Raw genomic sequence first — 24,947 nt, 5'->3', positions numbered from 1 at the left:
GTTAATCCGATCACTTGACCTCGGTCTGCGCCTTGAAACTCAATGTGTTTTAGATTTTATTCACAGCCTGTGAATGAATCAGGCGTCGCGCGGCAGGCCTTTCTCTACCACCCTGACCAGACGTAATTTTTTCGGCAGCTGTACTTCGACGGCGTCGACGCTGCGCTTTTTCAGTTGCTGGGCAATCGCCCACTCAATGTGCTCGTCGAGAAGCGGGTGCTCGCCCAGGCGACTCTCCAGTGCGCGAAGATGGGCTTCATCCCAGGGCGCATTGCCCAGCGCGACGGCGATATTACGCAGCCAGCGCAGGTGACCAATGCGACGAATCGCCGACCCTTCGGTCACCTTCAGAAACCACGCTTCGCTCCAGGCGAACAGCTCCACCAGCGGCGGGGCATGCAGCGCCTGGCGCGGGCTGAAATCCTCTTCATCGGTGAGCTGTGAGAAACGGTTCCACGGGCAGATAAGCTGGCAGTCGTCGCAGCCATAGATCCGGTTGCCGATGAGCGGACGGAACTCCTCCGGAATAGCGCCTTCCAGTTCGATGGTGAGATAGGAGATGCAGCGGCGGGCGTCGACGGTATAGGGCTCAACGATGGCCCCGGTGGGGCAGATAGTCATGCAGGCGACACAGCGTCCACACTCCTCCGCGACCGGGCTGTCGACCGGCAGGGGCAGGTCAATCAGCAGTTCGCCGAGAAAAAAGAATGATCCGGCGTCGCGGCTTAAGATAAGTGAGTGCTTACCTGTCCAGCCAAGGCCCGCTTTTTCTGCAATGGGCCGTTCCAGGATAGGCGCGGAATCGACAAAAGGTCTAAAATTGAGCGAAGCACACTGTTCCTGAATCTTCTCACCCAGTTTTTTCAGGCGATTACGTAGCAGCTTATGATAATCACGCCCGAGGGCATAACGGCTGACGTAACCCAGCGCGGGATCTTTCAGGGTGCGGGCAAAGGCGGCGTTGGCGGGCAGATAATTCATCCGCACGCTGATGACGCGTAACGTACCGGGCAGCAGTTCGTGGGGGCGGGCGCGCATCTTACCGTGACGGGCCATCCACTCCATTTCGCCGTGGTATTGTTTATCCAGCCATGCCTGCAGTTTGGGTTCACTGGCGCTGAGGTCGGTATCAGCGATACCGACCTGCTGGAACCCGAGCTCTGTGCCCCATTGTTTGATTTGTTGCGCTAACTGAACGAGATCGAGGGGCTGTGACATGATGGACCATACAATGACGAAAAACCCTGACAGTATACCATACAACATTTGGCCTGCGGAGGCGCTGCGCCTGGCCGAACGAGAGGCGGCGGACAGCCTGGGACTGACGCTGTTTGAACTGATGCAGCGCGCGGGCGAGGCGGCGTTCCAACTGGCCAGCCGCGCTTTTCCTGACAGCGCGCACTGGCTGATCCTCTGCGGGCATGGCAACAACGGCGGTGACGGATATGTCGTCGCGCGTCTGGCCCAGGCCGCCGGGCGGAGGGTGACGCTGCTGGCGGTAGAGAGTGACAGCCCGCTGCCGGAAGAGGCGCAGGCGGCGCGGGAGGCATGGCTTAACGCCGGCGGCGTGATCCATGCGGCCACTGTCCCCTGGCCAGACGATATCTCACTGATTATTGATGGCCTGCTCGGCACCGGGTTGCGCAGTGCGCCGCGTGAATACGTCGCGGTGCTCATTCACCAGGCGAACCACCATCCTGCGCCGGTGCTGGCTCTGGATATCCCTTCCGGCCTGAACGCGCAGACCGGCGCGACGCCGGGGGCGGTCATTCAGGCCGACCATACGCTGACGTTTATCGCGCTCAAACCGGGGCTGCTGACCGGCAAGGCGCGGGATGTCGTCGGGCAGCTCCACCATCATGCGCTGGGGCTTGAGCGCTGGCTCGCCGGGCAAAGTACCCCCCTGACGCGGTTTTGCGCCGCCCACCTTGCCGACTGGCTGCCGCCGCGCCGGGCCACCTCCCATAAGGGCGATCACGGCAAGCTGGCGATCGTCGGCGGCGATCGCGGCACGGCAGGCGCGATTCGCATGTGCGGTGAAGCGGCTTTACGCGCCGGCGCAGGGCTGGTGCGAGTACTCACTCACCCTGAGAACGTGGCGCCCATTGTCACCGCCCGGCCGGAATTAATGGTGGATGAACTGACGCCGCAGACCCTGAAAGCCGCGCTGGAATGGGCGGAGGTGGTGGCGATTGGCCCGGGCCTGGGGCAGAACGAGTGGGGACGCAGCGCCCTGCGCATGGTGGAAAGGGTTAACAAACCGATGGTCTGGGACGCCGATGCGCTGAACCTGCTGGCATTCAATCCCGATAAACGTCACAATCGCGTGCTGACGCCGCACCCCGGCGAAGCGGCCCGTCTGCTGAATATCAGCGTGGCAGAAATTGAAAGCGATCGCTTACTTTCTGCGCAGCGTCTGGTAAAACGGTATGGCGGCGTGGTCGTGCTGAAAGGCGCGGGCACGGTGGTGGCCAGTGAAAGCGGAGCGATGGGCATTATCGACGCCGGCAATGCCGGGATGGCCAGCGGCGGAATGGGCGATGTGCTCACTGGCATTATCGCCGCATTGTTAGGACAGCACCTGACGCCGTATGATGCTGCCTGTGCCGGGTGCGTCGCGCATGGCGATGCCGCCGACCGACTGGCCGCCCGCGAGGGCACCCGCGGCATGCTGGCGACCGATCTCTTTTCCACGCTCAAGCGTGTTGTTAACCCGGATGTGATTGACGTAGACCATGATTAACCGAGTGATTCCTTTACCCGATGAGCAGGCCACGCTGGCCCTGGGCGACCGTATTGCGCAGGCCTGTACCGGCGCCACCGTGATTTACCTTTATGGTGACTTAGGCGCGGGAAAAACCACCTTTAGCCGCGGCTTTTTACAGGCGCTCGGTCACCGCGGCAATGTCAAAAGCCCAACTTATACCCTGGTGGAACCGTATACCCTCGACAAGCTGATGGTGTATCACTTCGATCTCTACCGCCTGGCGGATCCTGAGGAGCTGGAATTTATGGGGATCCGCGATTATTTTGCCGACGATGCCATCTGCCTGGTGGAATGGCCGCAGCAAGGCGCAGGTGTCCTGCCTGACCCGGACGTTGAAATTCACCTTGATTACCAGGCACAAGGGCGTGAGGCGCGCATTACCGCGATCTCCTCACGGGGTGAGTCTTTACTGGCACGTTTAGCCATTTAGCCTGAAGGATGACGGGATGAAGTATCGCATAACCACCTGGCTTGCCGCTGCGCTGATGCTGTCGAGTCTTCACGCCACTGCGGCGAGTTTATCCGATATCCAGGTCTCCAACGGAGACCAGCAGGCCCGTATTACTCTTAGCTTTGTCGGTGAACCGGAGTACTCTTTTACCCCCCAGGGCAAACGACTGGTGGCGCTGGATATCAAACAGACCGGCGTATTGCAGGGACTGCCGCTGAAATTTAGCGGCAGCAACCTGGTGAAGAGCATTCGTGCCGGTACGCCGCAGGATTCGCAGACGCTGCGTCTGTTGGTGGATCTGACGGAAGATGGCAAAACCCGGGCGGTGAAGCAACAGAACGGGGCGAATTACACGGTGGTCTTTACCATCAACGCCGACGCGCCGCCGCCGCCGCCGCCACCTCCTGTGGTGGTGAAACGGGCCGACCCGTCGCCGGTGATGCCTTCCCGGACGGTGACGGCGGGACGCAATCCGTTCAGCTCGTCGGGTCATGAACGGCAGACGGTGATGACCTCCTCTCAGCCGGCGATGACCAACAATCAGACCGTGACCCGTCCGGCGGCCCGCACGGTGTCGGCGGATGACAAAGTCATTATCGCCATTGATGCCGGGCACGGCGGCCAGGATCCTGGCGCGATTGGCCCGAATGGCACCAAAGAGAAGAACGTGACTATCGCCATCGCGCGCAAGCTGCGGGCGCTGCTGAACGCCGATCCGCAGTTTAAACCGGTGCTGACCCGTGACGGGGATTACTTTATTTCGGTAATGGGACGCTCGGATGTGGCGCGTAAGCAAAATGCCAACTTCCTCGTCTCAATCCATGCTGACGCCGCGCCAAACCGCGACGCTACCGGCGCCTCGGTGTGGGTGCTCTCTAACCGTCGCGCCAACAGTGAAATGGCCGGCTGGCTGGAACAGCATGAGAAACAGTCTGAACTGCTCGGCGGCGCGGGCGATGTGCTGGCGAACAGCCAGGCCGATCCCTACCTGAGCCAGGCGGTGTTGGATCTGCAGTTCGGTCACTCCCAACGCGTCGGCTACGATGTCGCGACCAACGTGCTCAGCCAGCTGCAGCGGATTGGCAATCTGCATAAACGCCGTCCGGAGCATGCCAGCCTCGGCGTACTGCGCTCGCCGGACATTCCGTCGATCCTCGTGGAAACAGGCTTTATCAGTAACAACGGGGAAGAACGGCTGCTGGGGAGCGATGATTACCAGGAGCAGATTGCGGAGGCGATTTACAACGGTCTGCGCAACTACTTTATGCAGCATCCGCTGCAGTCTGCGCCTCGCGGCGAGGCGGCGCAGACCGCCAGCGCCGCAGCGCCAGGCGGGATGTTGATTAACTAAGGAGCAGGGGATGCCGATTCAGGTTCTGCCGCCGCAGCTCGCCAACCAGATTGCCGCCGGCGAAGTGGTGGAACGGCCCGCGTCGGTGGTGAAAGAGCTGGTTGAAAACAGCCTTGATGCGGGCGCCACGCGAATTGATATTGATATCGAACGCGGCGGCGCGAAGCTCATTCGCATTCGCGATAACGGCTGCGGCATCAAAAAAGACGAGCTGGCGCTGGCCCTGGCTCGCCACGCGACCAGCAAAATCGCCTCGCTCGACGATCTCGAAGCCATTATCAGCCTCGGCTTTCGCGGCGAAGCGCTGGCCAGTATTAGCTCGGTGGCGCGTCTGACGCTCACCTCGCGCACGGCGGAACAGCAGGAAGCCTGGCAGGCGTATGCCGAAGGCCGCGATCAGGCGGTGACGGTGAAGCCGGCGGCGCACCCGGTCGGCACCACCCTGGAAGTCCTCGATCTGTTCTACAATACCCCGGCGCGGCGCAAATTTATGCGTACCGAAAAGACTGAGTTCGGCCACATTGACGAGGTGGTCCGCCGCATTGCGCTGGCGCGCTTCGACGTCACCATCAACCTCAGCCATAACGGCAAGGTGATGCGCCAGTATCGGGCAGTCGCTCAGGATGGCCAACGGGAGCGGCGGCTGGGAACCATCTGTGGCGCCGCCTTTCTTGAACATGCCCTGGCGATTGAGTGGCAGCATGGCGATCTGACCCTGCGCGGCTGGGTCGCCGATCCGTTGCATACCACCCCTGCGCTGGCGGAAATTCAGTATTGCTACGTTAACGGGCGGATGATGCGCGACCGGCTGATCAACCACGCTATCCGCCAGGCCTGTGAAGACAAACTGGGGGCCGATCAGCAGCCGGCGTTTGTGCTGTATCTGGAGATCGATCCCCATCAGGTGGATGTGAACGTCCACCCGGCCAAGCATGAGGTGCGTTTCCATCAGTCGCGCCTGGTGCATGACTTTATCTACCAGGGCGTACTGAGCGTGCTGCAGCAGCAACTTGACGCGCCGCTGGCGGAAAAAGACGACCCGCCGGCGCCCCGTGCGATGCCGGAGAACCGGATCGCGGCGGGCGGCAACCAGTTTGCGCGGCCGTCGGAAGCGCGTGAACCGGCAACCCGTTTCAGCATCACGCCATCGCGTGAGTCTGCGGCCTCCAGCGGCAGGCCGGGCGGCGCGAGCTGGCCGCACGCGCAGCCGGGTTACCAGAAGCAGCAAGGGGCGCTTTATCGTCAGTTGCTCGACACGCCAACGGCGCCAAAGCCCGCGTTACAGACTCCGGCCACGGCGGAACTGGCCGGTCACAGCCAGAGCTTTGGCAGAGTGCTGACGATTGTGAGCCGCGACTGCGCGCTGCTCGAGCGCGAGGGCGGCCTGGCGCTGCTGTCGTTGACCGTTGCCGAGCGCTGGCTGCGCCAGGCGCAGTTGACCCCGGGAGCAGAGGCCGTTTGTGCCCAGCCGCTGCTGATCCCCCTGCGGTTAAAAGTGACGGAAGGGGAAAAACAGGCGCTGGCCGCCGCGCATCCGGCGCTGACGCAGCTGGGGATCGATATGCATACCGATGCCCTGCACGTGACGGTGCGCGCGGTCCCTTTACCCTTAAGACAACAAAATTTACAAATCTTGATTCCTGAACTGATAGGCTACCTGGCGCAGCAAAACGCATTCGACGTCGGCAATATCGCCCAATGGATGGCGCGTAATCTGACGAGCGAACAGACGTCATGGAATATGGCGCAGGCGATTGCGCTGCTGGCGGACGTTGAGCGTCTTTGCCCGCAGCTGGTGAGAACGCCGCCGGGTGGCCTGTTACAACCTGTAGATCTCCATTCGGCGATGAATGCCCTGAAAGATGAATGATGTAACCGAGGCGAGCCTGCCCAAGGCAATTTTTTTAATGGGCCCGACGGCCTCCGGCAAAACCGCGCTGGCGATAGCCTTACGTAAAGTTTTGCCAGTAGAGTTGATTAGTGTTGATTCCGCCCTCATTTATCGGGGAATGGATATTGGCACCGCCAAACCGGATGCCGCAGAGCTGAGCGCCGCGCCGCACCGGCTGCTGGATATTTTGGATCCTGCAGAGGCCTATTCCGCGGCGGATTTTCGCCGCGATGCGCTGGCGGCGATGGCGGAAATTGTCGCCGCCGGGCGAATTCCGCTGTTAGTCGGCGGGACGATGTTGTATTTCAAAGCGTTGCTGGAAGGATTGTCGCCCTTACCGTCCGCTGACCCAGAGGTCAGAGCGCGGATTGAGCAACAGGCCGCAGAGCAGGGGTGGAACGCGTTACATCAGCAGTTACAGGAGATCGATCCCGTAGCGGCTGCGCGTATTCATCCAAATGATCCGCAAAGGCTTTCCCGGGCACTGGAAGTTTTTTTCATTTCGGGTAAAACTTTAACGGAACTGACGCAAACGTCAGGAGACGCTCTGCCATATCAGGTGCATCAGTTCGCCATCGCCCCGGCGAGCCGTGAACTGCTCCATCAACGCATAGAACAGCGTTTTCATCAGATGTTAGCTTCAGGTTTTGAAGCAGAAGTACGGGCGCTTTTTGCCCGCGGAGATTTGCATACGGATATGCCTTCCATCCGTTGTGTCGGATACCGCCAGATGTGGTCATATCTCAATGGCGAGATCCCATATGATGAGATGGTTTATCGAGGTGTTTGCGCCACGAGACAGTTAGCCAAACGTCAGGTCACCTGGCTGCGCGGTTGGGAAGGTGTGCATTGGTTAGACAGTGAACAACCTGAACAAGCGCTCAACAAAGTATTACAGGTTGTTGGTGCGAGCCAGAACTGAACGTGTACAATTAAACGGTATCGTGCGTAATTTTTTTTGAGAATCGTAAGGTTCTGAGTACAAAACAAGCATACATATAAGGAAAAGAGAGAATGGCTAAGGGGCAATCTTTACAAGATCCGTTCCTGAACGCTTTGCGTCGGGAACGCGTTCCGGTTTCTATTTATTTGGTGAATGGTATCAAGCTGCAAGGGCAAATTGAGTCTTTCGATCAGTTCGTGATCCTGTTGAAGAACACGGTCAGCCAGATGGTCTATAAGCACGCAATTTCTACTGTTGTCCCGTCTCGCCCGGTGTCTCACCACAGCAACAATGCTGGCGGCGGTTCCAGTAACTATCACCACGGTGGTAGCGCGCAGAGCTCTTCTGCGCCGCAACAAGACAGCGACGACGCCGAATAAGGCTAGTGCTGTTTTTCCACGCCGGGGAGCCAGGTTTTCTGCGTTCCCCGCTGGTATTTTATAAGGGGTTTACGCTTGTTTGACCGTTATGACGCCGGTGAGCAGGCGGTACTGGTACACATCTATTTTTCGCAAGACAAAGATATGGAAGATCTCCAGGAGTTTGAAACTCTGGCCTCTTCCGCCGGTGTCGAAGCAATGCAGGTGATTACCGGTAGCCGTAAAGCACCGCACCCGAAGTATTTTGTTGGTGAAGGTAAGGCAGTCGAAATTGCGGAAGCCGTTAAAGCGACCGGCGCTTCGGTCGTGCTCTTCGATCATGCCCTGAGTCCGGCGCAAGAACGCAACCTGGAACGCCTGTGCGAATGCCGGGTTATCGATCGTACCGGTCTTATTTTAGATATTTTCGCTCAGCGCGCGCGCACCCATGAAGGGAAACTGCAGGTCGAGCTGGCGCAGCTGCGCCATATGGCGACCCGCCTTGTCCGCGGCTGGACCCACCTTGAAAGACAAAAGGGCGGGATCGGTTTGCGTGGCCCGGGTGAAACCCAGCTCGAAACTGACCGTCGTTTATTGCGTAACCGCATCATGCAGATCCTGTCGCGGCTGGAAAAAGTCGAAAAACAGCGTGAGCAGGGGCGGCGGTCGCGCGCGAAAGCCGATATTCCAACCGTGTCGCTGGTGGGCTACACCAACGCCGGAAAATCAACGCTCTTTAACCAGATCACCGCCGCCGAGGTCTATGCCGCGAACCAGCTGTTCGCGACCCTGGACCCGACGCTGCGCCGCATTGACGTCCCTGACGTCGGCGAAACGGTGCTGGCCGATACCGTCGGCTTTATTCGCCACCTGCCGCACGATCTGGTGGCCGCGTTTAAAGCGACGTTGCAGGAGACGCGTCAGGCGACGCTGCTGCTGCATGTGATTGACGCTGCGGATGTCCGCGTGCAGGAAAACATTGATGCGGTAAATACGGTTCTCGCTGAAATTGAGGCCGATGAGATCCCGGCGCTGCTGGTGATGAACAAAATCGACATGCTGGACGATTTTGAACCGCGCATCGATCGCGACGATGAAAATAAACCGATTCGGGTCTGGCTTTCCGCTCAGACCGGGGTTGGCGTACCACTGCTTTTTCAGGCGTTAACGGAGCGCCTTTCCGGTGAAGTGGCCCAGCATACGCTGCGCTTACCGCCGAAAGAAGGGCGACTGAGAAGCCGTTTCTATCAGCTTCAGGCGATAGAAAAAGAGTGGATGGAGGATGACGGCAGCGTGAGTCTGCAGGTGCGCATGCCGATCGTTGACTGGCGGCGCCTCTGTAAGCAAGAGCCAACGCTTGTTGACTATGTGGTTTGACCTTGCAGCTTGCCTGAAGATATTGACCCCTGTGGGGATATCAAAAACAAATATGGAGCATATACATGGCGTGGAATCAGCCCGGTAATAACGGACAGGACCGCGACCCGTGGGGGAGCAGCAAACCTGGCGGCAACTCTGAGGGAAATGGCAACAAAGGCGGTCGCGAGCAGGGGCCGCCGGATCTGGATGATATCTTCCGCAAGTTAAGTAAAAAACTTGGCGGGCTCGGCGGCGGCAAGGGCGGACTGGGCGGCGGCAATAGCGCGCAGGGACCTCGCGGACCGATGGGCGGGCGTATTGTCGGCATCGTTGCCGCGGCGGCAGTGATTATCTGGGCGGCCAGCGGTTTCTATACTATTAAAGAAGCCGAACGCGGCGTGGTCACCCGCTTTGGTAAGTTCAGCCATCTGGTTGAGCCGGGCCTGAACTGGAAGCCGACCTTTATCGATAACGTGCAGGCAGTAAACGTGGAGTCGGTACGTGAACTGGCGGCGTCCGGCGTCATGTTGACCTCTGACGAAAACGTGGTGCGCGTTGAGATGAACGTGCAGTACCGCGTCACCGATCCGGAGCGCTATCTGTTTAGCGTCACCAGCGCGGACGACAGCCTGCGTCAGGCCACCGACAGCGCGCTGCGCGGGGTGATCGGTAAATACACTATGGATCGCATTCTGACCGAAGGTCGTACCGTGATCCGTAGCGATACTCAGCGTGAGCTGGAAGAGACGATTCGCCCGTACAACATGGGCATCACTCTGCTGGACGTCAACTTCCAGACGGCACGTCCGCCGGAAGAGGTGAAAGCCGCGTTTGACGATGCCATTGCCGCGCGTGAGAACGAACAGCAGTACATTCGTGAAGCGGAGGCTTACACCAACGAAGTCCAGCCGCGCGCGAATGGTCAGGCGCAGCGTATCCTCGAAGAGGCACGCGCCTATAAGACCCAGACCGTCCTGGAAGCCCAGGGTGAAGTGGCTCGCTTTGCTAAGATCCTGCCGGAATACAAAGCCGCGCCGGAGATTACCCGCGAGCGTCTGTACATCGAAACGATGGAAAAAGTGCTGAGCCACACCCGTAAAGTGCTGGTTAATGACAGCAAAAACGGCAATCTGATGGTTCTGCCGCTGGACCAGATGCTGAAAGGCGCCGCTGCGCCGGCAGCAAAGAGCGATAGCAGTGACGCCAGCGATCTGCTGCGTCTGCCGCCAGCATCCAGCTCAAGCAGCGCCAGCACCTCATCAACCTCGAGCTCAACCGGGGGTAGCATTATGGACCAACGCCGCGCTAACGCGCAGCGTAACGACTACCAGCGTCAGGGGGAATAACGATGCGTAAATCTGTTATCGCGATCATTGTCATCGTGCTGGTAGTGCTCTACATGTCTGTCTTTGTCGTAAAGGAAGGCGAGCGCGGTATCACGCTGCGTTTCGGTAAAGTTCTGCGCGACGACGAAAACAAGCCGCTGGTTTATGCGCCAGGCCTGCACTTCAAGATCCCGTTTATCGAATCGGTGAAGATGCTGGATGCGCGTATTCAGACCATGGACAACCAGGCTGACCGTTTCGTCACCAAAGAGAAGAAAGACCTGATCGTCGACTCCTACATCAAATGGCGTATCAGCGACTTCAGCCGTTACTACCTGGCCACCGGCGGCGGCGACGTCTCCCAGGCCGAGGTGCTGCTGAAGCGTAAATTCTCGGACCGTCTGCGTTCTGAAATTGGTCGTCTGGATGTGAAAGACATCGTCACCGACTCCCGTGGCCGCCTGACGCTGGAAGTGCGTGATGCGCTGAACTCAGGGTCGGCCGGTACGGAAGACGAGGTTAGCACGCCGGCAGCTGACGACGCGATTGCCAAAGCGGCAGAGCGCGTGGAGGCGGAAACCAACGGCAAAGTGCAGGTGATCAACCCGAACAGTATGGCGGCGCTGGGTATTGAAGTCGTCGACGTGCGTATCAAGCAGATCAACCTGCCGGCGGAAGTGTCGGAAGCGATCTATAACCGTATGCGCGCGGAGCGTGAAGCGGTTGCTCGTCGCCACCGTTCACAGGGTCAGGAAGAGGCGGAAAAACTGCGCGCGACCGCGGACTATGAAGTCACCAAGACGCTGGCGGAAGCCGAGCGCCAGGGCCGTATCCTGCGTGGTGAAGGCGATGCGGAATCGGCAAAACTGTTTGCCGACGCGTTCAGCCAGGATCCGGGTTTCTATTCCTTTATTCGTAGCCTGCGCGCCTATGAGAAGAGCTTCCAGAGCAATCAGGATGTCATGGTCCTGAGCCCGGATAGCGATTTCTTCCGCTATATGCGTTCACCGGATTCGGTGCGTAAATAAGTCGAAGATGACAGTAACCTACAGTGGTTAATGCAAAAAGGCGCCTGAGACAGGCGCCTTTTTTTATGCTACGACGGCGTGAATTAGTTGCCGAGCAGCTTGTTTAGCAGGCCACCGATCACCGGCAGGCTCGCCAGCGTACTCTCGATGGTGCCGCCGATAGATGAGCCAACGCTTTCGCCCAGGGTTTTGCCCAGGTCCGGCGCCAGATCGGCCAGATTAATGGTGCCAAGCAGCGGCAGGTTGATGCTCAGGGCATCGGTGCCCATCGTCCATACGGCGGCGCCGACCTTACTACCTAAGGAGGCCAGGCCATCCTGTAACCAGCCTGCGCCGCTCACATTTTCGATTTCAAATGCGGTTAATTCTCTCATGATAATCTTCCTGATTATGTAGACGTACCGGGTTGTAGTACGCGACGGCATAGTTGCAATTTAAAAAATAGACAGCAATACAACTGGTTATGAATTTTGTTTCACCTTTCCGGTTCATAATGAAGAGGAAATACGGGACAATGTGAATTGAGTGAATGCATTCACTATGCTGGCCGATGACGCCTGCGAAGGCGGCGATGATACTTTTCAATTAGGGTTGACGATGAACTCCACCATTTGGCTGGCGCTGGCGCTGGTTTTAGTACTCGAAGGGCTTGGCCCGCTACTTTATCCGCGCGCCTGGCGCAAGATGGTCGCCAGCCTGAGCCAGCTCCCGGATAATTTATTGCGGCGCTTTGGCGGCGGACTTGTGGTTGCCGGGATTGTGATCTACTACATGTTGAGGAAATCGATTGGCTGATCAAAAAGTGGTCGGATTTGCCTTATTTTGGATGCAAAAAGTGCTGTAACTCTGAAAAAGCGATGGTAGAATCCATTTTTAAGCAAACGGTGATTTTGAAAAATGGGTAACAACGTCGTCGTACTGGGCACCCAATGGGGTGACGAAGGTAAAGGGAAGATCGTCGATCTCCTGACAGAACGGGCTAAATATGTTGTGCGCTACCAGGGTGGTCACAACGCCGGCCATACTCTCGTAATCAACGGTGAAAAAACCGTTCTCCATCTTATTCCATCAGGCATTCTGCGTGAAAACGTCACCAGCATCATCGGTAACGGCGTCGTGCTGTCTCCGGCTGCGCTGATGAAAGAGATGAAGGGCCTGGAAGACCGTGGTATCCCGGTTCGCGAGCGTCTGCTGCTCTCTGAAGCCTGCCCGCTTATCCTTGACTATCACGTGGCGCTGGACGTGGCGCGTGAAAAAGCGCGCGGCGCGAAGGCGATCGGCACCACCGGTCGCGGCATCGGCCCGGCTTACGAAGATAAAGTCGCTCGTCGCGGTCTGCGCGTTGGCGATCTGTTCGATAAAGCAACCTTCGCCGATAAACTGAAAGAAGTGATGGAATATCACAACTTCCAGCTGGTGAACTTCTACAAAGCAGAAGCCGTTGACTACCAGAAAGTGCTGGACGATGTAATGGCGATTGCCGACATCCTGACCGGCATGGTGGTGGACGTTTCCGACCTGCTGGATCAGGCGCGTAAACGCGGCGACTTCGTGATGTTCGAAGGCGCGCAGGGCACGCTGCTGGATATCGACCATGGTACTTATCCGTACGTAACCTCTTCCAACACCACCGCCGGTGGCGTGGCGACCGGCTCCGGCCTGGGCCCGCGTTATGTGGATTACGTTCTGGGTATCATCAAAGCTTACTCGACTCGCGTAGGCGCGGGTCCGTTCCCGACCGAGCTGTTTGATGAGACCGGCGAGTTCCTCTGCAAGCAGGGTAACGAATTCGGCGCCACCACCGGTCGTCGTCGTCGTACCGGCTGGCTGGACGCTGTCGCGGTTCGTCGCGCGGTGCAGATTAACTCCCTGTCCGGCTTCTGCCTGACTAAACTGGACGTCCTCGACGGCCTGAAAGAAGTGAAAATCTGCGTCGGCTACCGTATGCCGGATGGCCGCGAAGTGACCACCACTCCGCTGGCAGCCGACAACTGGGAAGGTATCGAGCCTATCTACGAAACCATGCCGGGCTGGTCTGAAACCACCTTCGGCGTGAAAGAGCGCAGCGGCCTGCCGCAGGCAGCGCTGAACTACATCCAGCGTATTGAAGAGCTGACCGGCGTACCGGTTGATATCATCTCTACTGGTCCAGACCGTTCCGAGACCATGATTCTGCGCGACCCGTTCGACGCATAATCACTCGCAAGGGGCGCCGTTCAGGCGCCCTTGTTTTTGCTGTTCGCCCGCCCCATTTTAAATAAATTAGCGGCCTGAGCGCTGGCTGGTTTATCATCAATAATAATGATGTCGCTCGACATACCCTGTTTTCTTTTCCCTGAGGTTTATGTGCAGTTAACGAGTTTCACCGATTACGGACTACGGGCGCTGATTTATATGGCGTCGCTGCCGGAAGGACGGATGACCAGTATCTCGGAAGTAACCGAGGTCTATGGCGTCTCCCGTAATCATATGGTTAAAATAATCAATCAGTTAAGTCGCATGGGCTATGTGACTGCCGTGCGGGGGAAGAACGGGGGCATTCGCCTCGGCAAACCAGCTGGACAGATCCGCGTCGGTGACGTGGTACGCGACCTGGAACCCTTATCGCTGGTCAACTGCAGCAGCGAGTTTTGCCACATTACACCAGCCTGTCGTCTGAAACAGGCACTAGCTGAAGCCGCGCAGAGTTTTCTCAAGGAACTGGATAACTATACGCTGGCCGATTTGGTTGAGAAGAATCAACCGCTTTATAAATTATTGCTGGTGGAGTGACGCCACTCTGCCGGAGATGACAACGGAGGAACCGATATGTCACAAGATCCATTCCAGGAACGCGAAGCTGAGAAGTACGCGAACCCAATCCCGAGCCGGGAATTTATCCTCGAACATTTAACCAAACGGGAAAAGCCCGCCAGCCGCGATGAGCTGGCCATCGAGTTAAATATCGAGGGCGAAGAGCAAACCGAAGCGCTGCGCCGCCGCCTGCGCGCGATGGAACGCGACGGTCAGCTGGTCTTCACCCGCCGTCAGTGCTATGCGCTGCCGGAGCGCCTTGATCTCCTCAAAGGAACCGTTATTGGTCACCGTGATGGCTATGGTTTCCTGCGTGTTGAAGGGCGCAAAGACGATCTGTACCTGTCGTCAGAGCAGATGAAAACCTGTATTCATGGCGACCAGGTGCTGGCCCAACCGCTGGGCGCGGACCGCAAGGGCCGCCGCGAAGCGCGCATCGTCCGCGTCCTGGTGCCGAAAACCAGCCAGATTGTTGGCCGCTACTTTACCGACGCTGGCGTCGGTTTCGTCGTCCCGGACGACAGTCGCCTCAGCTTCGATATCCTGATCCCGCCGGAAGAGATTATGGGCGCGCGGATGGGCTACGTGGTGGTGGTCGAGCTGACCCAGCGCCCGACCCGCCGCACCAAAGCCGTGGGGAAAATCGTCGAAGTGCTGGGCGACAACATGGGTACCGGCATGGCTGTCGATATGGCGCTGCGCACCCATGAAATTCCGTACGTCTGGCCGCCGGCGGTAGAAAATCAGGTTTCCGGCCTGAAAGAGCAGGTGCCGGAAGAGGCGAAAGCCGGGCGCGTCGATCTGCGCTCCCTGCCGCTGGTCACTATTGACGGTGAAGATGCCCGCGACTTCGATGACGCGGTGTACTGCGAGAAGAAACGCGGCGGCGGCTGGCGCCTGTGGGTAGCCATTGCCGACGTCAGCTACTACGTGCGTCCGGGGACGCCGCTGGACGCGGAAGCGCGCAGCCGTGGAACCTCGGTCTACTTCCCGTCGCAGGTGGTACCGATGCTGCCGGAAGTGTTGTCTAACGGTCTGTGCTCGCTGAACCCGCAAGTCGATCGCCTGTGCATGGTATGCGAGATGACGATTTCGTCAAAAGGCCGTCTGACCGGTTATAAATTCTATGAAGCGGTGATGAGTTCACATGCTCGCCTGACCTATACCAAGGTGTGGCATATACTGCAGGGCGACCAGGAGCTGCGCGAGCACTACGCGCCGCTGGTGAAGCATATTGAAGAACTGCATAACCTCTACAAGGTGCTGGATGGCGCCCGCGAAGAGCGCGGCGGTATCTCATTTGAAAGTGAAGAAGCTAAATTCATCTTCAACGCCGAGCGCCGTATCGAGCGTATCGAACAGACCCAGCGGAACGATGCGCACAAGCTGATTGAAGAGTGCATGATCCTGGCGAACATCTCCGCCGCGCGCTTCGTTGAGAAGGCGCAGGAGCCGGCGCTGTTCCGTATTCACGATAAGCCGAGCACCGAGGCGATTACCGCGTTCCGCAGCGTGCTGGCGGAGCTGGGGCTGGAACTGCCTGGCGGCAACAAGCCGGAGCCGCGCGATTACGCCGAACTGCTGACCTCCATCGCCGATCGCCCGGATGCGGAGATGCTTCAGACGATGCTCCTGCGGTCGATGAAGCAGGCGGTCTACGATCCGGAAAACCGCGGCCACTTTGGCCTCGCGCTGCAGTCCTATGCCCACTTCACCTCGCCGATCCGTCGTTACCCGGATCTGTCGCTGCACCGCGCCATCAAATATCTGCTGGCCAAAGAGCAGGGGCATAAAGGCAACAGCACGGAGACCGGCGGCTGGCACTACAGCATGGAAGAGATGCTGCAGCTGGGCGAGCACTGCTCGATGACCGAACGCCGCGCTGATGAAGCGACGCGCGAAGTCTCCGACTGGCTGAAGTGCGACTTCATGCAGGATCAGGTAGGCAACATCTTCTCCGGGGTTATCGCCAGCGTGACCGGCTTTGGCTTCTTCGTCCGTCTCAACGATCTGTTTATCGACGGCCTGGTGCATGTTTCCTCTCTGGATAACGACTACTATCGTTTCGACCAGGTGGGGCAGCGTCTGATCGGCGAGTCCGGCGGGCAGACTTATCGCCTGGGCGACCGCGTGGAAGTCCGTGTGGAAGCGGTCAACATGGACGAGCGTAAAATCGACTTTACCCTAATCTCCAGCGAGCGCGCGCCGCGTAATGTCGGCAAAACCGCCCGTGAGAAAGCGAAAAAGAGCACCTCCGGCAAACCGGGCGGCCGTCGTCGTCAGGTCGGTAAGCAGGTGAACTTCGAGCCGGACAGCGCGTTCCGCAAAGAAAAAGACCAGGCGAAAGCGAAGCCGAAAGGCGAGAAGAAAGCGAAAAAACCGTCGGCGAAAACGCAGAAAATCGCCGCCGCCACCAAAGCCAAGCGCGCGGCAAAGAAGAAGAGCGCCGAGTGATTGACCACCCTTCATCCTGAAGTCTGCTGACGCAGGACGGGGTGAAGGGCGGATAACAGAACCTAAAACGAGTACATCAATGAGTGAAATGATTTACGGCATCCATGCGGTGCAGGCACTGCTGGAGCGCGCACCTGAGCGTTTTCAGGAAGTTTATATTCTGAAAGGCCGTGAGGATAAGCGCCTGCTGCCGCTGATCCACGCTCTGGAAGCGCAGGGCGTGGTGATTCAGCTGGCCAACCGCCAGTTTCTCGATGAGAAGAGCGAAGGCGCGGTACACCAGGGGATCATTGCCCGCGTGAAGCCGGGGCGTCAGTATCAAGAGAATGATCTGCCGGATCTGCTGGCGCAGCTCGATCAGCCGTTCCTGTTGATCCTTGACGGTGTGACCGATCCGCATAACCTCGGCGCCTGCCTGCGCAGCGCCGATGCTGCCGGCGTGCACGCGGTGATTGTGCCAAAAGATCGTTCCGCGCAGCTGAATGCGACGGCGAAGAAAGTGGCCTGCGGCGCGGCGGAGAACGTCCCGCTGATCCGTGTCACCAACCTGGCGCGCACCATGCGTCTGTTGCAGGAGGAGAACGTCTGGATCGTTGGAACCGCAGGTGAAGCCGACCATACGCTGTTCCAGAGCAAAATGACCGGGCCGATGGCGCTGGTGATGGGCGCGGAAGGCGAAGGCATGCGCCGCCTGACCCGCGAGCACTGCGATGAGCTGATCAGCATTCCGATGGCGGGCAGCGTCTCCTCGCTGAACGTCTCGGTGGCCACCGGCATCTGCCTGTTTGAGGCGGTACGCCAGCGCAGCTAAGCTGACCCGCTGACGAAACTGAAAAGCCATCCTTCGGGATGGCTTTTTTGTGACCGCTCTCGCGGGCGAGTATCCCCCCGGATAACCATACTTAGGCTTATCGCCATTGATGGAGGGAGACACGATGCACTGGCAAACCCATACCGTTTTTAATCAACCGACCCCGCTGAATAACAGCAATCTGTTCCTGTCCGATACCGCCCTACGTGAAGCGGTGGTCCGTGAAGGCGCCGGCTGGGATGGCGATCTGCTCGCCAGCATTGGCCAGCAGCTGGGGACCGCAGAATCGCTGGAGCTGGGACGCCTGGCCAACAGCAACCCGCCGGAGCTGCTGCGCTATGACGCCACCGGCGCCCGACTGGACGACGTTCGCTTCCACCCCGCCTGGCACCTGCTGATGCAGGGGCTGTGCGCGAACCGGGTGCATAATCTCGCCTGGCAGGAGGATGCCCGTGAAGGCGCGTTTGTCGCGCGCGCCGCTCGCTTTCTGCTTCACGCCCAGGTAGAGGCCGGAACGCTGTGCCCGATAACCATGACCTTCGCCGCGACGCCCCTGCTGCAGCGCGCCCTGCCCGCGCCTTTTGGCGACTGGCTGTCGCCGCTGCTGAGCGACCGTTACGATCCCCACCTCGCGCCGGGCGACCAGAAGCGCGGTCTGCTGATTGGCATGGGGATGACCGAGAAGCAAGGGGGCTCCGATGTGCTGAGCAATACCACCCGCGCGGAGAAAACAGCGGAAGGGTTTTACCGGCTGGTGGGACACAAATGGTTCTTCTCGGTGCCGCAGAGCGATGCGCACCTGGTGCTGGCCCAGGCGCCTGCGGGTCTGTCGTGCTTCTTTGTGCCGCGCCTGCTGCCCGACGGGCAGCGCAACGGGGTGCGTCTGGAGCGCTTAAAAGAGAAGCTCGGCAACCGCTCCAACGCCAGTAGCGAAGTGGAGTTTTATGACGCCTGCGGCTGGCTGGTGGGCGACGAGGGCGACGGCGTGCGGCAGATCCTCAGGATGGGCGGTCTTACCCGCTTTGACTGCGCGCTGGGCAGCCATGCCCTGATGCGCCGGGCCTTCTCCGTAGCGCTGTATCATGCGCTACAGCGTCAGGCGTTCGGTAAAAATCTGGTCGATCAGCCGATGATGCGCCAGCTGCTGGGGCAAATGGCGCTCCGTCTTGAAGGACAGACCGCGTTTCTGTTTCGTCTGGCGCGAGCCTGGGACCGTCGGGATAATGCCCGGGAAAGCGCCTGGGCGCGTCTGTTTACGCCTGCGGCCAAGTTTGCCATCTGCAAGGCCGGTATCCCGTTTGTCGCTGAGGCGATGGAAGTCCTGGGAGGGATCGGCTATTGCGAGGAGAGTGAGTTGCCGCGGTTGTATCGCGAGATGCCGGTCAATAGCATCTGGGAAGGCTCCGGCAATATTATGTGCCTCGATGTGATGCGGGTACTGAGCAAGCAGCCGGCGGCGATGGAGCTGCTGGCCGCGGAGTGTGCGGAGGTGAAAGGACAAAACCGCCATCTCGACCGCGCATGGCGTCAGCTGCAGCAATTGCTGAAACGACCCGCCGAAGAGCAGGGCAGAGAGATTGCCCGGCTGGTCTATCGTCTGGGGGCGGGGGCGCAGATGCTGCGTTTCGCTTCGCCGCCGCTGGCCGAAGCCTGGTGCCGGATGATGCTCGACACGCGCGGCGGCATACGTCTTGACGCGCCGACCCTCGACGACCTGCTGCTGCGGGCCATGGGGCGGGGGCGCCAGGCACCTCAGGCGTAGAGAATGGCCTGCACGCGCCAGCTGTCCGGCTGTTGTTCCTCGTACATCTGAATAATGCGATACCAGGAGGCGCCTTGCTCGTCCGCTTTGCGGGCAATGGCGTGCTCCACATCCTGTTGGCTGCCGGAAAGATTAGCGACGGAGATCAGACCGATTTCATTCAGGCCGGTAACGCAATCCGCGCTGGCGAATTCGGCTGACTGCGCGGACGTGTTGGCCGTCGCAGTGGTTAACAGCAGGCTGGATAGGGTAAAAGATCGTTTCATCGTCAGCTCCATTTCACGTAGTCCCAAGGGCAGTCCGTTGCTAACGTCCTGCCAGGTGGCTGGCCGAACGTTATTATGCACAGGAGAACGTGAATGGACGCAAAGCTGTGTAAAGCAGATTTAAAGACGCCGCCTCGTCATCGACGATAGAGGATCGCCTGCGAATACCACTGGCCGGGTACCATGGTGTCATCGATCATGATGATGACGTAGTAATCGGCTTTGGCCGCTTCTGCTTTGGCCTTCAGCGCCGCTTCGACATCCATCGGCGAACCGTACATCAGTACGCTCACCGTGGCCATTTTCTGCAGGCCAGCCGTCTGGTTGCGCTGGATCTCCTGCGGATGGTCGGTGGCGGGCGGCGGGGCTTCCGGCGTTCCCTGCAGAGCACTACACCCGCTGAGGACGATAGCCAGTAACCACGGAGACAACCTGCGCATAACCATATCTCGTTTCCTGATAGTGATAGTGTAGTGGTAGCCTTAACAGGATTTCCGGGGAATGTTCCCGAACTGTTATCTCTGACGCGATTTTCGAATGAAAATGTTGTGAAAGCGTAACCGGGTTCTCAACATTATGAATCGTAGCAAACTGGGTTGCCTGGTGAATGCATTTTCCCATGCCGCCTAACCACAATAGAGAAGGGAGACGATAAATGATTGCACTAGAAATGCGCAACCTCGGCGGTGGCGAAATTTTGCATGCCTGCCCGCAGGAGAGTCTGGACAAACCACTGCCCTGTATCGTCTTTTATCATGGCTTTACCTCGTCGAAACTGGTTTACAGCTACTTTGCGGTGGCGCTGGCCCAGGCGGGTTTCCGGGTGATTATGCCGGACGCGCCGGAGCATGGCGCGCGCTATCACGGTGATGAGACCGGGCGGATGCAGCGCTTCTGGCCGATCCTGCAGCAGAATTTCAGCGAGTTTCCCGCGCTGCGCGAGGCGATTATCGCCGAAGGCTGGCTGGAAGGAGAGCGACTGGCGGTGGCGGGGGCGTCGATGGGGGGAATGACGGCCCTGGGTATCATGACGCACCATCCCGAGCTGAACAGCGTCGCCTGCCTGATGGGATCAGGCTATTTTCGTTCGCTGTCGCAAACCCTGTTTCCCTCGCCTGGCTTTGATGGCGACAGCCTCAGCGAATGGGATGTCAGCCATCAGCTGGCGTCGCTCGCCCGGCGGCCGCTGTTGCTCTGGCATGGCGATGCCGACGACGTGGTGCCGCCGGAAGAGACCTTCCGTCTTGAGCAAGCGCTCAGGCAGAGCGACCTTGCAGCCAGGCTGACCTGCGTCTGGCAGAAAGGCGTCCGCCATCGCATCACCCCGGAGGCGCTGGCCACGACGGTCGCCTTTTTTCAGCAGCATCTTTAAACGCGGATCACGCTGACGCCCTGGTCCTCAAGCTGCTTGAGGATCGCGGCATCGGCCTGTTTGCCGGTGATCACCACGTCAATTTGCCCGGCCTGGCTGAATAGCATTCCGGCGCGCTCGCCGATCTTGCTGCTGTCGACCAGCACCGCCAGCTTGCCGACCACGCTGAGCATTTTCTGCTCGGCCATGGCGGTCAACATATCTGTTTTGTATAACCCCTCGGCGGTTAACCCTTTGCCGCTGGTGAACATCCAGTGCCCGGCATAGAGGCTGTTTTCACTGCCGTGGGGGCTGAGGGTGATGGCGTGGCTGCGGTTGTACTGCCCGCCCATGATAATCACGCTGTCGTGTTCCTGGTCGATCAGGTAGTTGGCCAGCGGCAGATAGTTAGTGATGATCTGCACCGGTTTGCCGCACAGTTCACGCCCCAGCAGAAAGGCGGTGGAGCCGCAGTTGATGACGATGCTCTCACCCGGCGCGATCAGTTGCGAAGCGGCGCGCGCAATACGCACTTTTTCATCCAGATTCTGCGCCTGGTGGATATTCATCGGCGTCCAGCGGGGGCGCTGCTCGCTAATGGCTTCCGCGCCATTGCGTACCTTTTTCAGTTTGCCGCTTTCATCCAGCTTGTTGATATCACGTCGGGCCGTTGCGGGTGAGATCCCGAGCCGCGACATCACCTGCTCTACGGTAACAAACCCCGTTTGGGCGAGCAGATCCAGCAGAATTTGGTGCCTTTGCGCTTCCGTCATGAGCGAATCCGATTAAAAGTGAACGGCAAAGATGATATTTGAAATCATGTGAAAATACTAACCCTCAGGCGGGGTATTTCCGGCAGGCAGGGCCTGCCGGAGGCGGTTTACAGGAAGGATTTGAACGGCAGATCCGGCTCGATGGTGAAGCAGTCGTCGAAGCCGCGCGGGTAGTGATATTCGAAATTGTCTTTATCCAGCGGCCAGGTAAATTTGCCGCCGACCTGCCAGATAAACGGCTTGAAGCCGTACTTCAGACGATCTTTTTTCATCTCCCACAGGATGCGGATCTCCTGCGGATCGGCCTGAAAGTTCGACCAGATATCATGGTGGAACGGGATCACCACCTTCGCGTTGAGCGACTCTGCCATGCGCAGGATATCGGCGCTGGTCATTTTGTCGGTGATCCCCCGCGGGTTCTCGCCATACGAGCCGAGGGCGACGTCAATCTGATGCTCGTTGCCATGCTTCGCGTAATAGTTGGAGTAGTGGGAATCGCCGCTGTGGTACAGGTTGCCGCCCGGTGTTTTAAACAGATAGTTGACCGCGCGCTGGTCCATCCCGTCCGGCAGCACGCCGGCGGCTTTTTGATCCGCCGGGAGGGTGATCAGCGCGGTACGGTCGAACGCGTCGAGCGCGTGGATCTCAATGTCCTTAATCTTCACGACATCGCCGGGCTTCATGACGATACAGCGCGCTTTCGGCACGCCCCAGCCGATCCACATATCGACGCAGGTTTTCGGGCCGATAAACGGCACATCGGCCGGGCAGTTCTGCATGACGGCGGCGGCGACGTTGACGTCAATATGATCGTTATGATCATGGGTCGCCAGTACGGCGTCAATCTGGCGAATGGCGAATGGATCGAGCACGAACGGGGTGGTGCGCAGATTGGGCTGGAGCTTCTTCACCCCTGCCATCCGCTGCATCTGATGGCCGGTTTTCATCAGTGGATTGCCGTGGCTCTGCTTGCCGGTGCCGCACCAGAAATCGACGCAGACGTTGGCGCCGCCTTCGGATTTCAACCAGATGCCGGTACAGCCCAGCCACCACATGGCGAAGGTGCCGGGCGCAACCTGCTCCTGCTCAATCTCTTCATTCAGCCAGCTACCCCATTCCGGAAAGGTGTTCAGGATCCATGATTCACGGGTGATGGTCTGTACTTTACTCATCGCGGTCTTCCTCGTGCATTTTCAAAAGTAATCATTATTTGATTGGTTTTGATTTATGTTGTCACTGTGCTTCCAGGATTGCAATCATGTTTTCCACCCCTTTTGCGATCTGATACGCATGATCTCCCGTCTTTTTCACAGCTTACGTGCCTTGGTTTTTGTTTTATCTATATGATTTAAAATGTTTATTTATGTTTCATTATAAATGAATGGAAATAACCTGAGTGAAGAAAAGGATTATTGCGGTGTGCGTCACATTTAATCAAATTTAATCTTGTTGTGATTACTTTTGATTATTAGAGTGAGCAGCGAGAAATGCTGAGCGTAAGGCGCGTTCAGCGCCTTCACCATCGGGAGTGTGTTATGGCAATCCTCTACAACATCTTTACCGTTTTCTTTAATCAGGTGATGACTAATGCCCCGCTGCTGCTGGGTATCGTGACCTGCCTGGGCTATATCCTGCTGCGTAAAAGCGTCAGCGTGATTATCAAAGGCACCATCAAAACCATTATCGGTTTCATGCTGTTACAAGCCGGCTCCGGCATCCTCACCAGCACCTTTAAACCGGTGGTGGCGAAAATGTCAGAGGTGTACGGCATTAACGGCGCCATCTCTGACACCTATGCCTCGATGATGGCGACCATCGACCGGATGGGCGAGGCCTATAGCTGGGTGGGCTACGCGGTGCTGCTGGCGCTGGCGCTGAATATCTGTTACGTCCTGCTGCGCCGGATTACCGGCATCCGCACCATCATGCTGACGGGCCATATCATGTTTCAGCAGGCGGGGCTGATTGCGGTCTCGTTCTTTATTTTCGGCTACTCCATGTGGACCACCATCATCTGCACCGCGGTGTTGGTGTCACTCTACTGGGGCATTACCTCCAATATGATGTACAAGCCTACTCAGCTGGTCACCGACGGCTGCGGTTTTTCTATCGGGCACCAGCAGCAGTTCGCCTCGTGGATTGCCTACAAAGTGGCGCCCTGGCTGGGGAAAAAAGAGGAGAGCGTCGAAGACCTCAAGCTGCCCGGCTGGCTGAACATCTTCCACGACAACATCGTTTCCACCGCGATTGTGATGACTATCTTCTTCGGTGCGATCCTGCTCTCTTTCGGCATTGACGTGGTGCAGGCGATGGCGGGTAAAACCCACTGGACGGTCTATATCCTGCAGACCGGTTTCTCCTTCGCGGTGGCGATTTTCATCATCACTCAGGGCGTGCGGATGTTCGTCGCCGAGCTGTCCGAAGCCTTCAACGGTATCTCGCAGCGTCTGATCCCCGGGGCGGTGCTGGCGATCGACTGCGCCGCCATCTATAGCTTCGCGCCGAATGCGGTGGTCTGGGGCTTTATGTGGGGCACCATCGGTCAGCTGATTGCCGTCGGCATTCTGGTCGGCGTCGGCTCCCCGATTCTGATTATTCCAGGTTTTATCCCGATGTTCTTCTCCAACGCGACGATTGGCGTTTTTGCCAACCACTTTGGCGGCTGGCGCGCGGCGCTCAAAATCTGCCTGGTGATGGGCATGATTGAAATATTCGGTTGCGTATGGGCGGTGAAACTCACCGGCATGAGCGCCTGGATGGGGATGGCGGACTGGTCGATTCTGGCGCCGCCGATGATGCAGGGCTTCGCCTCCGTCGGGCTGGCGTTTATGGCCGTCATCATCCTGATTGCACTGGCTTATATGTTCTTCGCCGGCCGCGCGCTGCGCGCCGAGGAGGACGCGGAAAAACAACTGGCAGAGGCCTCTGCCCAATAAGGAGTTCTGATTATGACCGTACGTATTCTGGCTGTGTGTGGTAACGGGCAAGGCAGTTCCATGATCATGAAAATGAAGGTGGACCAGTTTCTGACGCAATCCAACATCGACCACACGGTAAACAGCTGCGCGGTAGGTGAATACAAAAGCGAGCTGAACGGCGCGGATATCATCATCGCTTCAACCCATATCGCGGGGGAGATTACCGTCTCCGGTAATAAACATGTGGTGGGCGTGCGTAACATGCTTTCGCCAGCGGATTTCGGTCCCAAGCTGCTGGAGGTGATTAAAGCTCACTTCCCGCAGGACGTGAAATAAGGAGCGGCC

At 58.4% G+C, this 24,947-nt stretch carries 24 protein-coding genes; 18 read left to right on the top strand and 6 right to left on the bottom strand.

Going from position 1 to position 24,947, the window contains the following annotated elements; all coding sequences use genetic code 11:
* Window positions 1-78: 78 nt before the first annotated feature.
* Complete coding sequence (gene queG / locus ACLEXF_RS20685; RefSeq protein ID WP_407259957.1) at window positions 79-1,218, bottom strand: tRNA epoxyqueuosine(34) reductase QueG; 1,140 nt, start codon at window positions 1,216-1,218, stop codon at window positions 79-81.
* A 13-nt stretch (window positions 1,219-1,231) separates the two neighbouring features.
* Between queG and nnr the strand changes: the two genes are divergently transcribed.
* The 9 genes from nnr (at window position 1,232) to hflC (ending at window position 11,474) form a co-directional block, all read left to right on the top strand.
* The gene (nnr, locus tag ACLEXF_RS20680; protein ID WP_074194158.1) at window positions 1,232-2,743 is read left to right on the top strand and encodes a bifunctional ADP-dependent NAD(P)H-hydrate dehydratase/NAD(P)H-hydrate epimerase; all 1,512 of its coding nucleotides are present in this window, start codon (window positions 1,232-1,234) and stop codon (window positions 2,741-2,743) included.
* Complete coding sequence (gene tsaE / locus ACLEXF_RS20675; RefSeq protein WP_004206439.1) at window positions 2,736-3,197, top strand: tRNA (adenosine(37)-N6)-threonylcarbamoyltransferase complex ATPase subunit type 1 TsaE; 462 nt, start codon at window positions 2,736-2,738, stop codon at window positions 3,195-3,197. The genes nnr and tsaE overlap by 8 nt, the downstream gene beginning before the upstream one ends.
* Before the next feature lie 16 nt (window positions 3,198-3,213).
* The gene (gene amiB / locus ACLEXF_RS20670) at window positions 3,214-4,569 is read left to right on the top strand and encodes an N-acetylmuramoyl-L-alanine amidase AmiB (RefSeq protein ID WP_043519282.1); all 1,356 of its coding nucleotides are present in this window, start codon (window positions 3,214-3,216) and stop codon (window positions 4,567-4,569) included.
* A gap of 10 nt (window positions 4,570-4,579) precedes the next feature.
* A complete protein-coding gene (gene mutL / locus ACLEXF_RS20665; RefSeq protein ID WP_043519284.1) occupies window positions 4,580-6,439 on the top strand; it encodes a DNA mismatch repair endonuclease MutL in 1,860 nt (619 codons plus the stop codon).
* On the top strand, window positions 6,432-7,382 hold the full coding sequence (miaA, locus tag ACLEXF_RS20660; protein ID WP_004206442.1) for a tRNA (adenosine(37)-N6)-dimethylallyltransferase MiaA: 951 nt from the start codon (window positions 6,432-6,434) through the stop codon (window positions 7,380-7,382). Before mutL ends, miaA begins: the two co-directional genes overlap by 8 nt.
* Window positions 7,383-7,474: 92 nt before the next feature.
* Entirely contained in the window at window positions 7,475-7,783 is a 309-nt protein-coding gene (gene hfq, locus ACLEXF_RS20655) for an RNA chaperone Hfq (protein ID WP_043519288.1), read from the top strand.
* A 75-nt stretch (window positions 7,784-7,858) separates the two neighbouring features.
* The gene (hflX, locus tag ACLEXF_RS20650) at window positions 7,859-9,139 is read left to right on the top strand and encodes a ribosome rescue GTPase HflX (protein ID WP_004146725.1); all 1,281 of its coding nucleotides are present in this window, start codon (window positions 7,859-7,861) and stop codon (window positions 9,137-9,139) included.
* Between the two features lie 65 nt (window positions 9,140-9,204).
* Entirely contained in the window at window positions 9,205-10,467 is a 1,263-nt protein-coding gene (hflK, locus tag ACLEXF_RS20645) for an FtsH protease activity modulator HflK (protein WP_004146726.1), read from the top strand.
* Between the two features lie 2 nt (window positions 10,468-10,469).
* On the top strand, window positions 10,470-11,474 hold the full coding sequence (hflC, locus tag ACLEXF_RS20640; protein ID WP_004192484.1) for a protease modulator HflC: 1,005 nt from the start codon (window positions 10,470-10,472) through the stop codon (window positions 11,472-11,474).
* A gap of 83 nt (window positions 11,475-11,557) precedes the next feature.
* On the opposite strand, the gene ACLEXF_RS20635 is transcribed toward hflC, so the two are convergent.
* Window positions 11,558-11,848, bottom strand: a complete 291-nt coding sequence (locus ACLEXF_RS20635) for a hypothetical protein (RefSeq protein WP_023291715.1) — start codon at window positions 11,846-11,848, stop codon at window positions 11,558-11,560.
* Between the two features lie 223 nt (window positions 11,849-12,071).
* On the opposite strand from ACLEXF_RS20635, the gene ACLEXF_RS20630 reads away from it, so the two are divergent.
* The 6 genes from ACLEXF_RS20630 to ACLEXF_RS20605 all read left to right on the top strand — a co-directional run bounded on the left by ACLEXF_RS20630 (window position 12,072) and on the right by ACLEXF_RS20605 (window position 19,294).
* Complete coding sequence (locus tag ACLEXF_RS20630; protein WP_002885664.1) at window positions 12,072-12,269, top strand: DUF2065 domain-containing protein; 198 nt, start codon at window positions 12,072-12,074, stop codon at window positions 12,267-12,269.
* Window positions 12,270-12,371: 102 nt separating this feature from the next.
* The gene (locus tag ACLEXF_RS20625; protein WP_004206445.1) at window positions 12,372-13,670 is read left to right on the top strand and encodes an adenylosuccinate synthase; all 1,299 of its coding nucleotides are present in this window, start codon (window positions 12,372-12,374) and stop codon (window positions 13,668-13,670) included.
* A gap of 150 nt (window positions 13,671-13,820) precedes the next feature.
* Window positions 13,821-14,246, top strand: a complete 426-nt coding sequence (gene nsrR, locus ACLEXF_RS20620) for a nitric oxide-sensing transcriptional repressor NsrR (protein ID WP_002885667.1) — start codon at window positions 13,821-13,823, stop codon at window positions 14,244-14,246.
* Between the two features lie 36 nt (window positions 14,247-14,282).
* A complete protein-coding gene (gene rnr, locus ACLEXF_RS20615; protein ID WP_004206447.1) occupies window positions 14,283-16,721 on the top strand; it encodes a ribonuclease R in 2,439 nt (812 codons plus the stop codon).
* Window positions 16,722-16,800: 79 nt separating this feature from the next.
* Window positions 16,801-17,532 carry a 23S rRNA (guanosine(2251)-2'-O)-methyltransferase RlmB gene (rlmB, locus tag ACLEXF_RS20610; protein WP_002885669.1) on the top strand — a complete coding sequence of 244 codons (732 nt, stop codon included), beginning with the start codon at window positions 16,801-16,803 and terminating at the stop codon, window positions 17,530-17,532.
* 124 nt (window positions 17,533-17,656) lie between these two features.
* Window positions 17,657-19,294: an isovaleryl-CoA dehydrogenase gene (locus ACLEXF_RS20605; protein ID WP_049092062.1), complete on the top strand. Its 1,638-nt coding sequence runs from the start codon at window positions 17,657-17,659 to the stop codon at window positions 19,292-19,294.
* Here ACLEXF_RS20605 and yjfN read toward each other — a convergent pair.
* Both yjfN and bsmA read right to left on the bottom strand, forming a co-directional pair.
* Window positions 19,285-19,560, bottom strand: a complete 276-nt coding sequence (gene yjfN / locus ACLEXF_RS20600) for a DUF1471 family protease activator YjfN (RefSeq protein WP_004206450.1) — start codon at window positions 19,558-19,560, stop codon at window positions 19,285-19,287. The genes ACLEXF_RS20605 and yjfN overlap by 10 nt on opposite strands.
* Before the next feature lie 137 nt (window positions 19,561-19,697).
* Window positions 19,698-20,006: a biofilm peroxide resistance protein BsmA gene (bsmA, locus tag ACLEXF_RS20595; protein WP_004206451.1), complete on the bottom strand. Its 309-nt coding sequence runs from the start codon at window positions 20,004-20,006 to the stop codon at window positions 19,698-19,700.
* A gap of 209 nt (window positions 20,007-20,215) precedes the next feature.
* Between bsmA and yjfP the strand changes: the two genes are divergently transcribed.
* A complete protein-coding gene (gene yjfP / locus ACLEXF_RS20590) occupies window positions 20,216-20,932 on the top strand; it encodes an esterase (protein ID WP_004206452.1) in 717 nt (238 codons plus the stop codon).
* Here the strand turns inward: yjfP and ulaR are convergent.
* Window positions 20,929-21,684 carry an HTH-type transcriptional regulator UlaR gene (gene ulaR / locus ACLEXF_RS20585; RefSeq protein ID WP_004206453.1) on the bottom strand — a complete coding sequence of 252 codons (756 nt, stop codon included), beginning with the start codon at window positions 21,682-21,684 and terminating at the stop codon, window positions 20,929-20,931. The genes yjfP and ulaR overlap by 4 nt on opposite strands.
* A gap of 107 nt (window positions 21,685-21,791) precedes the next feature.
* Window positions 21,792-22,856 (bottom strand): L-ascorbate 6-phosphate lactonase, encoded by a 1,065-nt coding sequence (ulaG, locus tag ACLEXF_RS20580; RefSeq protein WP_004206454.1) that lies wholly within the window; start codon window positions 22,854-22,856, stop codon window positions 21,792-21,794.
* Window positions 22,857-23,219: 363 nt separating this feature from the next.
* On the opposite strand from ulaG, the gene ulaA reads away from it, so the two are divergent.
* The gene (gene ulaA / locus ACLEXF_RS20575; RefSeq protein WP_023319569.1) at window positions 23,220-24,620 is read left to right on the top strand and encodes a PTS ascorbate transporter subunit IIC; all 1,401 of its coding nucleotides are present in this window, start codon (window positions 23,220-23,222) and stop codon (window positions 24,618-24,620) included.
* Window positions 24,621-24,632: 12 nt separating this feature from the next.
* Window positions 24,633-24,938, top strand: a complete 306-nt coding sequence (gene ulaB / locus ACLEXF_RS20570) for a PTS ascorbate transporter subunit IIB (RefSeq protein WP_002885682.1) — start codon at window positions 24,633-24,635, stop codon at window positions 24,936-24,938.
* The last annotated feature ends 9 nt before the right edge of the window (window positions 24,939-24,947 follow it).

Source organism: Klebsiella pneumoniae complex sp. WS1778 (assembly GCF_049472055.1).
Taxonomy (GTDB): Bacteria; Pseudomonadota; Gammaproteobacteria; order Enterobacterales; family Enterobacteriaceae; genus Klebsiella; species Klebsiella quasipneumoniae.
The sequence above is the reverse complement of the archived record's forward strand: the minus strand, read 5'-3'. Positions and strand labels throughout refer to the sequence as shown.

Bases quoted from the DNA above. Each gene is read 5' to 3' on its own strand.
- queG (WP_407259957.1), bottom strand. From the start codon at position 1,218: ATGTCACAGCCCCTCGATCTCGTTCAGTTAGCGCAACAAATCAAACAA.
- nnr (WP_074194158.1), top strand. From the start codon at position 1,232: ATGACGAAAAACCCTGACAGTATACCATACAACATTTGGCCTGCGGAG.
- tsaE (WP_004206439.1), top strand. From the start codon at position 2,736: ATGATTAACCGAGTGATTCCTTTACCCGATGAGCAGGCCACGCTGGCC.
- amiB (WP_043519282.1), top strand. From the start codon at position 3,214: ATGAAGTATCGCATAACCACCTGGCTTGCCGCTGCGCTGATGCTGTCG.
- mutL (WP_043519284.1), top strand. From the start codon at position 4,580: ATGCCGATTCAGGTTCTGCCGCCGCAGCTCGCCAACCAGATTGCCGCC.
- miaA (WP_004206442.1), top strand. From the start codon at position 6,432: ATGAATGATGTAACCGAGGCGAGCCTGCCCAAGGCAATTTTTTTAATG.
- hfq (WP_043519288.1), top strand. From the start codon at position 7,475: ATGGCTAAGGGGCAATCTTTACAAGATCCGTTCCTGAACGCTTTGCGT.
- hflK (WP_004146726.1), top strand. From the start codon at position 9,205: ATGGCGTGGAATCAGCCCGGTAATAACGGACAGGACCGCGACCCGTGG.
- hflC (WP_004192484.1), top strand. From the start codon at position 10,470: ATGCGTAAATCTGTTATCGCGATCATTGTCATCGTGCTGGTAGTGCTC.
- ACLEXF_RS20635 (WP_023291715.1), bottom strand. From the start codon at position 11,848: ATGAGAGAATTAACCGCATTTGAAATCGAAAATGTGAGCGGCGCAGGC.
- ACLEXF_RS20630 (WP_002885664.1), top strand. From the start codon at position 12,072: ATGAACTCCACCATTTGGCTGGCGCTGGCGCTGGTTTTAGTACTCGAA.
- ACLEXF_RS20625 (WP_004206445.1), top strand. From the start codon at position 12,372: ATGGGTAACAACGTCGTCGTACTGGGCACCCAATGGGGTGACGAAGGT.
- rnr (WP_004206447.1), top strand. From the start codon at position 14,283: ATGTCACAAGATCCATTCCAGGAACGCGAAGCTGAGAAGTACGCGAAC.
- rlmB (WP_002885669.1), top strand. From the start codon at position 16,801: ATGAGTGAAATGATTTACGGCATCCATGCGGTGCAGGCACTGCTGGAG.
- ACLEXF_RS20605 (WP_049092062.1), top strand. From the start codon at position 17,657: ATGCACTGGCAAACCCATACCGTTTTTAATCAACCGACCCCGCTGAAT.
- yjfN (WP_004206450.1), bottom strand. From the start codon at position 19,560: ATGAAACGATCTTTTACCCTATCCAGCCTGCTGTTAACCACTGCGACG.
- bsmA (WP_004206451.1), bottom strand. From the start codon at position 20,006: ATGGTTATGCGCAGGTTGTCTCCGTGGTTACTGGCTATCGTCCTCAGC.
- yjfP (WP_004206452.1), top strand. From the start codon at position 20,216: ATGATTGCACTAGAAATGCGCAACCTCGGCGGTGGCGAAATTTTGCAT.
- ulaR (WP_004206453.1), bottom strand. From the start codon at position 21,684: ATGACGGAAGCGCAAAGGCACCAAATTCTGCTGGATCTGCTCGCCCAA.
- ulaG (WP_004206454.1), bottom strand. From the start codon at position 22,856: ATGAGTAAAGTACAGACCATCACCCGTGAATCATGGATCCTGAACACC.
- ulaA (WP_023319569.1), top strand. From the start codon at position 23,220: ATGGCAATCCTCTACAACATCTTTACCGTTTTCTTTAATCAGGTGATG.
- ulaB (WP_002885682.1), top strand. From the start codon at position 24,633: ATGACCGTACGTATTCTGGCTGTGTGTGGTAACGGGCAAGGCAGTTCC.